We start from the raw sequence: 7,660 nt of genomic DNA, 5'->3' as shown, positions 1-7,660 counted from the left end.
TGCCTCGCCTCGCGGCCGGCCGGTCACCAGCAGCCAGGCCGGCAGCGAGGCGAGGCACAGCAGGGCGAGGACCGTCGGCGGGGACACGAGGACCGCGGCCGTGAGCAGACTCAGCCAGCCCTGCCGGGTGACGGCCAGGAGCATGCCCAGCACGCCCGCCGCCACGGCCGGTGCCAGGGACACCGCCGGCACGAGCGCGTGCGCGGCCAGCCCCAGCGCGGCGCCGACGAACACGGACGGGAAGATCCGGCCCCCGCGGAAGCCGCAGGACGCGGCGATCAGCAGCGCGGCCAGCTTCACCACGGCCATGGCCGCGAACTGCCCCGCCGTCCAGCGGCCGGGATCACGGACCAGCTCCGCGACCTCCGACAGCCCCTTGAAGAGCGTCAGAGGGCCGCCCAGCGCCCCCAGCAGGCCGAGCACCAGCCCGCCGACGGGCAGTGCCACCATCGGATGCCCGAGCCGTGCGAAGGCCCGGTGGACGTACGGGAAGGCGTACACCGCGGCGAGGCCGAGCAGCGCCGCCGCGGAGGCGATCACCAGGACGGCCGGCAGATCCGTCCAGCGCGGGTGGCCGGAGCGGGGCAGGCCCAGGGCGAAGGTGGGGTGGGCCACCAGGGCGGTCGTCGTGGCACCCGCGGCCCCGGCGGCCAGCGGCGCGAACAGGTTGTCCCACAACGCCCCCTGCATCGGCCGCCCGGCCAGCGCCTCGGAGAGCACGAGCGCGGCGGCCACCGGCGTGCCGAACAGGGCACCGATCGTCGCCGCCTCCGCCAGCACCGGCCACAGCGTGTCCGGCCTGCGGGGCAGCAGCCTGCGGCCCAGCCAGAACGCCAGGGCCGCGTTCGCCATGATGACGGGGCTCTCCGGGCCGAGACTGGGCCCGCCGGCCAGCATCAGCATGGCGGCGGCCAGCAGTCCCGGCAGCACGGCCGGCTGCAGCGGGGCGGCGGTCAGGCCCAGGGTGGCCGGATCGGGACCGGCGTGCCCCGGGGCCCTCCACACCACCAGGCCCACCAGGATCCCGGTCGCGGTGAGCACGGCCAGCATCCACACCACCGAGTACCGGCCGATGCCCAGGGCGTCGGGCAGGTCCTGCCACAGCACCCTCTGCAACTCCTCGGCCAGCCTGCTCACCAGCAGGAACACCAGGCTGGAGCCGACTCCGACGGCCAGTGCGGGCAGGAGCAGCGGCAGCAGGGCACGGGCCGGGGCGGCGGGGGGCTGCTGCGCGGTGTCCTGGGCCACGGCCACACCATAAACGGGCAAATGCGATGAAAGCAGCACAACATCCGGAACGAGGAGTGCGGGAAGGCCCGGAAAAGGGGTGCGGGAAGGCCCGGAAAACGGGCTTGCACCTCACGCGACGTGAGGTCCCATCGTGGAGCGCGTACCGAGAAAGGAGGAGCGGACGTGAGCTACTCCGTGGGGCAGGTCGCCGGCCTGGCCAACGTCACGGTGCGCACCTTGCACCACTACGACGACATCGGCCTGCTCGTCCCGAGCGAGCGCAGCCACGCGGGGCACCGGCGTTACAGCGACGCCGATCTCGACCGGCTGCAGCAGATCCTGTTCTACCGGGAGCTCGGCTTTCCGCTCGAGGAGATCGCGACCCTGCTCGACGAACAGGCGGACGGAAGAGCGGACCCGCGTACGCATCTGCGTCGCCAGCACGCGCTGCTGACCGCCCGGATCGAGAAGCTGCAGAAGATGGTCGCGGCCGTGGAGCACGCCTTGGAGGCGCACAGCATGGGCATCAACCTCACGCCCGAGGAGAAGTTCGAGGTGTTCGGGGACGACCCGGACCAGTACGAGGACGAGGTGCGCGAACGCTGGGGCGACACCGACGCCTACCGGCAGTCCCGGCAGCGGACCGCGTCCTACACCAAGGAGGACTGGAAGCGCCTCGTCGAGGAGCAGGACGGCATCCACCGGCGCATGGCCGACCTGCTGGCCGCCGGCATCCCGGCCGACTCCCAGGAGGCCATGGACACGGCGGAGGAGCACCGGCAGTTCATCGTGCGCGCGTACTACGACTGCGGGTACGAGATGCACACCTGTCTGGGCGAGATGTACGTCTCCGACGAGCGCTTCACCCGGACGTACGAGAAGATCCGCCCCGGTCTGGCGGTCTACATGCGGGACGCGATCGTCGCCAACGCGGCCCGGCACGCCGCCTGACCCCGCCCCGGCTCCTGTTCCGCACCCCTGTCCCGTGCTCCTGCCCTCCGCCCCGGTTCCCGGCCCGGCCGCTTCGGGGGCAGGGGCCGGGACGAGCCGTGTGCGCACACCGTTCCACGCCCGCGTCCTGCCGTTTGCCACGCCCGCAGCCGCGCTTCCCGGCGCCCGGCGAGTCGGCTTGACGTGAGCGTGCCCACATTGCCTTCCCCGAGGACCGTGTGGAACCAGGGGCGTATACCGTGCGTTGGTAGCTTTGTGCGGCAGTCAGATCGAGGCCGCGCCTCGACGCCCCGATGCCGTGCTTCCCCGTCCCGTCAGGAGTCCGGAACCGTGATGACGCTTGCCCTCGGCCCGAGTTGGCTGGATCCGAACTACCTGCTCGACACATTCGGCATCTGGGGGCTGCTCCTCATCGTCTTCGCCGAGTCCGGCCTCCTCATCGGCTTCTTCCTGCCGGGTGACTCCCTGCTGTTCACCGCCGGCCTGCTGATCACATCGGGTCAGATGAACTTCCCGCTGTGGCCGGCCATCGTCCTCATCTGCATCGCCGCGATCCTCGGCGACCAGGCGGGCTACATGTTCGGCAAGAAGGTCGGCCCGGCGATCTTCACCCGCCCCGACTCCCGCTTCTTCAAGCAGGAGAACGTCACCAAGGCCCACGAGTTCTTCGAGAAGCACGGCCCCAAGTCCCTGGTTCTGGCCCGCTTCGTCCCCATCGTGCGCACCTTCACGCCGATCATCGCGGGCGTCAGCGGCATGCGCTACCGCTCGTTCCTGATCTTCAACATCGTCGGCGGCATCCTGTGGGGCGCGGGAGTGACCCTCCTCGGCTCCTGGCTGGGCAACATCCCCTTCGTCAAGAACAACATCGAGGCGATCCTCATCCTGATCGTCTTCGTCTCGGTGCTCCCGATCATCATCGAGTTCCTGCGCGCCCGTTCCCAGAAGAAGAAGGGCCTCGAGGAGCCGGCCGAGCAGGAGTCCTCCGCTGCGTACCAGGAGCCGCCCGCCCCGTATCAGCAGTACGGGCAGCAGGCGGAGCAGCAGCCGGTCATGGACGACGCCACGACCCGTCTGCGCCGCATCGAGCCGCCGTACCGGTACGGCGACCAGAACCACCAGCCGCAGCAGCACCCCCAGCAGCCGTACGGCAACCACCAGGCCCCCTACGGCGGGCAGGACCCCTACGGCCCGCAGGACCCCTACGGCCCGCAGGACCCCTACGGGCAGCAGGGCTACGGCCAGGGGCAGCAGGGCTACGGCCGGCAGGACTCCTACGGCCACCCGGCCCCCTACGACCGGCACCCGCAGCACCCGGACAACAGCGGCTACCACCGCGCCCCCTGAGAGGGCCTCGGAGCGGGGCCGCGGACGGCCTTCCGGCCCCGGCGTTCCGGGGCCGGGATTCCGGGGTCAGAAGCCCCGCGTACGCTTGGCGGCCCGGCGCTTGGACGCCGAGGTGCCGCCCGGCGCCCCGAGGAACAGCCGGAAGATCTCCGACCCGAGGTTCACGCCGATCGCGATGGCCATGGCGAGCGACGCCGCCTTGGCCAGCGACACCAGTCCCCGGTCGATGTCGTTCTGCGCGATCGCCAGCAGGCCGAAGTACGTCGCCGAACCGGGCAGCAGCGGACCGATCGCGGCCGTGGTGAAGGGCAGCGCGGACGCGAACCGGTACCGCGACAGCAACTGCCCGAACAGGCCCACCAGGCCCGCAGCCACGGCCGTGGACGCCACCGCCGATATCCCGCCGACGTGGTGCATCGCGGCGTACACCGACCAGGCGACGCCCCCGTTGAGCGTCACCCACGGCACGGTGGAGCGCTCCTGCTGCAGCAGCACGGCGAAGGTCAGCGACAGCAGCATCGACGCGGCGATCTGCAGCACGGGCCGTTCGCTGATGCCGAGGGCCGCGTCCGGGTCGAGCGGGGCGCCCAGCTTCACGCCGAAGTACAGGACGACCAGCACCCCGGTGACGATGCCGACGAAGAGGTACATCACCTCCAGCAGACGTGCGGTGGCGGTGATGTAGAAGCCGGTCAGGCCGTCCTGCACGCTCGCCACCAGCGCCCGTCCGGGCAGCAGCGCGAACAGTCCGCCGGTGATGACCGCGGACGCCTTCACGTCGACGTGGGAGAGGGTGAGCGCGACGCCGATCGCGGCCGGCGGCATCGCGGCGACCGTGAACTGGTAGAACTCCGGCAGCCCGCGCCCGGCGCACAGCCACGCCAGCCGGTCGCCGAGCATCGCGCCGGCCACGGCCGCCACGAAGACGAGCGGGCCGCCGCCGACGAGCAGGGAGGCCGCGCCCGCCAGCAGTCCGGCGGCCGCGGTCAGCACCCAGCCGGGGTAGGGGTGCCGGTTGCGGCGGATGTCCGCCAGCCGCCGGTAGGCCTCCTCCAGGGAGACATGGGTCTCCGGGTCGCTCAGATCGTCGACGAGCCGGAAGACGGCCGCCAGCCGGGTGTAGTCGGTGCCCCGGCGCCGTACCGTCCGGGACGCCGTGACGGGGTCGTCCACCAGGGACGGCTGGTAGGAGATCGACAGCTGGGTGAAGGTGACGGTCGGCTCGCAGCGGTCCAGGCCGTAGGAACGGCAGACCGCGAACATCGCGGTCTCCACGTCCTCGGCGCCCTCGCCGCCCGCGAGCAGCAGCTCGCCGATGCGCAGGGTCAGGTCGAGCACACGGGGGACGGCCGGGCCGCCCTCCTCGGCCCGCTGCACCGGCTCGGGCGCCGGCCGCTCGGCCACCGGCATGCGCAGCATGGTGCGCATGCGGTCCTGCCAGGGGGCGTTCCTGGTCGGGCCGATCACCGGCACACCGCTCGGCGGGGTGAAGGCGTGCGGGGCCCGGCGGACGCCGGGGGTGCTCGGCGGGCTGAACGCGGACCCCTCGGGTTCCGCGGCCGGCTGCTGCGGAAGGCCGAGCCCCTGCGGGACCGTGAACTCGGAGGTGGTCTCCGACTCGCTCTCCGTCCGGGAGACGGTCAGCCCCTCGGGCACGGCGAACCCGGACGTCAGGGACGACTCGCCGTCGCCCGTCCGGACCGCCGGCACCGGCTGGACCCGGGTCGCCGAGAACCCCTCGGGAGCCCTGGACGCGCTCTTCGTCCCGTTCGACCGCGGGGTGCGGTCCTCCGCATCCGTCACTGGGCAACGCTCCCTGAACGACACCTTCCGTCCGCGTCGTCGCCGGCTGCGGACACGCCCCGGACGTCTCCACCGGATCCGCCCGGACATCCGCGGATCCGCCTGTGCACGGGGTCACCCGCCGTGTGCGGATCCCCCGTGCGGACGCGCCTGGTCGCGGGCAAAACAGGAACAGGCCGCACCGGCCCGGGGCAGGGTGGTACGGCCCGAGAACGTCGGACGGCTCAGTGGCCGCCACGCTCCTGGAAACGCTTGATGGAACGCTCGATCTCGGCCTCGGCCTCGGCGCGGCCCACCCAGTTGGCGCCCTCGACGGACTTGCCGGGCTCCAGGTCCTTGTACACCTCGAAGAAGTGCTGGATCTCGAGCCGGTCGAACTCCGACACGTGGTGGATGTCCCGCAGGTGCTCGACGCGCGGATCGGACGCCGGGACGCACAGCAGCTTGTCGTCGCCGCCCGCTTCGTCCGTCATGCGGAACATGCCGATGGCACGGCACTTGATGAGGCAGCCGGGGAACGTCGGCTCGTCCAGGATGACCAGCGCGTCCAGCGGGTCACCGTCCTCGCCGAGGGTGTTCTCGACAAAGCCGTAGTCGGCCGGGTAGCTGGTCGACGTGAAGAGTCGACGGTCCAGACGGATGCGACCGGTCTCGTGGTCCACCTCGTACTTGTTCCGCGAACCCTTCGGGATTTCGATCGTGACGTCGAACTCCACCGGTGGCTCCTCCATGATCAGCACATACTTCTGGTGATTAAGTGTCCCTCACGCAGATGTGTGATCGCGAAAGGGGCTGGTGGTCGTGCCGGAGCTGAGGGCCTGGCGTGCCGCGAGACCGCGTCTGGCACGGGTGGCGCACGCCGTGAAGCCGCGGGTCGTACGGTTCGCGCGGGCTGCCGGGCCACGGCTGACGACACCGAGGACCTGGCAGTACACGACGGGTGCCGCCGCGCTCGGCCTGGTGCTCGCCGCCGGTGCGGTGACCGCCGCCGGTCCCTGGGACTCCACAGGCCAGCGTACGGCCGAGCGGAGGCGTGCGGCCGCCCTGGAACGCATGGGTGGCGCAGATCACGGGCGCCGAAACGATACGTCCGACACCTCACGTACGCCGGATGTGTCCGCCGGCCGGGCCGAGCCCGCGCCCAGCGCCCTGCCGGTGCTGGTGGGGATCGGCGAGGCCGCGCTGGAGCCGGTCTCCGGCAGCCGGGGTCTGGCACAGGTCCTGGACCCGCTGCTGCAGGACCCCGCCCTCGGCGCCCGCCGCTCCGCCTCCGTCGTCGACGCGGCCACCGGCGAACAGCTGTACGGCCAGGGGGCCGACGAGGCGCTCACCCCCGCCTCCACCACCAAGATCGCCACCGGTGCCGCCGCGCTGTCCGTGCTCGGCCCGGACCACCGGCTGACCACCCGCGCCGTCCTGGAGCCCGGCACCGGAAAGGCCGGGGAGGCCGGGAAGTCCGGGAAGGTCGTCCTGGTCGGCGGCGGCGACCCCACGCTCACCGCCCGGGAGGAGGCCCGGGGGCAGGCGAGCCTGCGCGAGCTCGCCCGCAGGACGGCGGCCGCACTGACCAAGCAGGGTGTGACGAAGGCGACACTGTCGTACGACACCTCGCTGTACGCCGGTCCCGAGCTGCATCCCATCGGCGTCAACGAGAACATCGCCCGGGTCACCGCCCTGATGACCGACGAGGCGCGCACCGACGACTCCACCAGCGGCCCCGCCCCGCGCGTGGCCGACCCGGCGGCCCACGCGGCGGCCACCTTCGCGCGCCTGCTGTCCGAGGCCGGCATCCCCACCACGGAGGCCGGCCCGGCCCGGGCGACCACGCGGGCGAAGACCCTGGCGTCCGTCTCCTCGCCCCCGCTGTCCGACCTGGTCGAGCGGATGCTCACCCACAGCGACAACGACATCGCCGAGGCCCTGGCCCGCCACACGGCCGTCGCGACCGGGGTCCGCCCCGACTTCGCCGGCGGCGCGGCGGCGATCGAGGCCCGCCTGCGAAAGCTCGGCCTCCCCCTGAAGGGCGCCGCGTTCCACGACGGCAGCGGACTGAACCGGGCCGACCGGCTCACCGCGCGTCTGCTCACGGCCCTGCTGCTCAAGGCGGCCGACCCCGCCCACCCCGAACTCCGCCCGGTGCTCACCGGCCTCCCGGTCGCCGGCTTCACCGGAACCCTGAGCAGCCGCTACGCGGGCGACGCGGCCGGTGCGGCCGGCCTGGCCCGTGCCAAGACCGGCACCCTGACCGGCGTCAACACCCTGGCGGGCACGGCGGTGACCCGGGAGGGCCGTCTGCTGGTCTTCGCCTTCCTCGCGGAGGACACCCCGG

The 7,660-nt window shown here is 72.5% G+C and carries 6 protein-coding genes; 3 read left to right on the top strand and 3 right to left on the bottom strand.

Annotated elements, in window-relative coordinates; all coding sequences use genetic code 11:
- Nucleotides 1–1,248: ion channel protein (locus tag CCN35_RS25020; RefSeq protein WP_086794426.1), on the bottom strand; the 1,248-nt coding region annotated here is incomplete at its 3' end.
- A gap of 165 nt (nt 1,249–1,413) precedes the next feature.
- Between CCN35_RS25020 and CCN35_RS25015 the strand changes: the two genes are divergently transcribed.
- Complete coding sequence (locus CCN35_RS25015; protein ID WP_067393694.1) at nt 1,414–2,181, top strand: MerR family transcriptional regulator; 768 nt, start codon at nt 1,414–1,416, stop codon at nt 2,179–2,181.
- A 330-nt stretch (nt 2,182–2,511) separates the two neighbouring features.
- On the top strand, nt 2,512–3,528 hold the full coding sequence (locus CCN35_RS25010) for a DedA family protein (RefSeq protein ID WP_086794425.1): 1,017 nt from the start codon (nt 2,512–2,514) through the stop codon (nt 3,526–3,528).
- Nucleotides 3,529–3,594: 66 nt separating this feature from the next.
- On the opposite strand, the gene CCN35_RS25005 is transcribed toward CCN35_RS25010, so the two are convergent.
- Both CCN35_RS25005 and CCN35_RS25000 read right to left on the bottom strand, forming a co-directional pair.
- A complete protein-coding gene (locus CCN35_RS25005; protein ID WP_079129689.1) occupies nt 3,595–5,331 on the bottom strand; it encodes a threonine/serine exporter family protein in 1,737 nt (578 codons plus the stop codon).
- Nucleotides 5,332–5,555: 224 nt separating this feature from the next.
- On the bottom strand, nt 5,556–6,047 hold the full coding sequence (locus tag CCN35_RS25000) for an inorganic diphosphatase (RefSeq protein ID WP_067393690.1): 492 nt from the start codon (nt 6,045–6,047) through the stop codon (nt 5,556–5,558).
- A 79-nt stretch (nt 6,048–6,126) separates the two neighbouring features.
- Between CCN35_RS25000 and dacB the strand changes: the two genes are divergently transcribed.
- The coding region (dacB, locus tag CCN35_RS24995) for a D-alanyl-D-alanine carboxypeptidase/D-alanyl-D-alanine endopeptidase (protein WP_107501094.1) at nt 6,127–7,660 on the top strand (1,534 nt) is incomplete at its 3' end.

Source organism: Streptomyces thermovulgaris, assembly GCF_002155915.1.
Taxonomy (GTDB): domain Bacteria; phylum Actinomycetota; class Actinomycetes; order Streptomycetales; family Streptomycetaceae; genus Streptomyces; species Streptomyces thermovulgaris.
The sequence above is the reverse complement of the archived record's forward strand: the minus strand, read 5'-3'. Positions and strand labels throughout refer to the sequence as shown.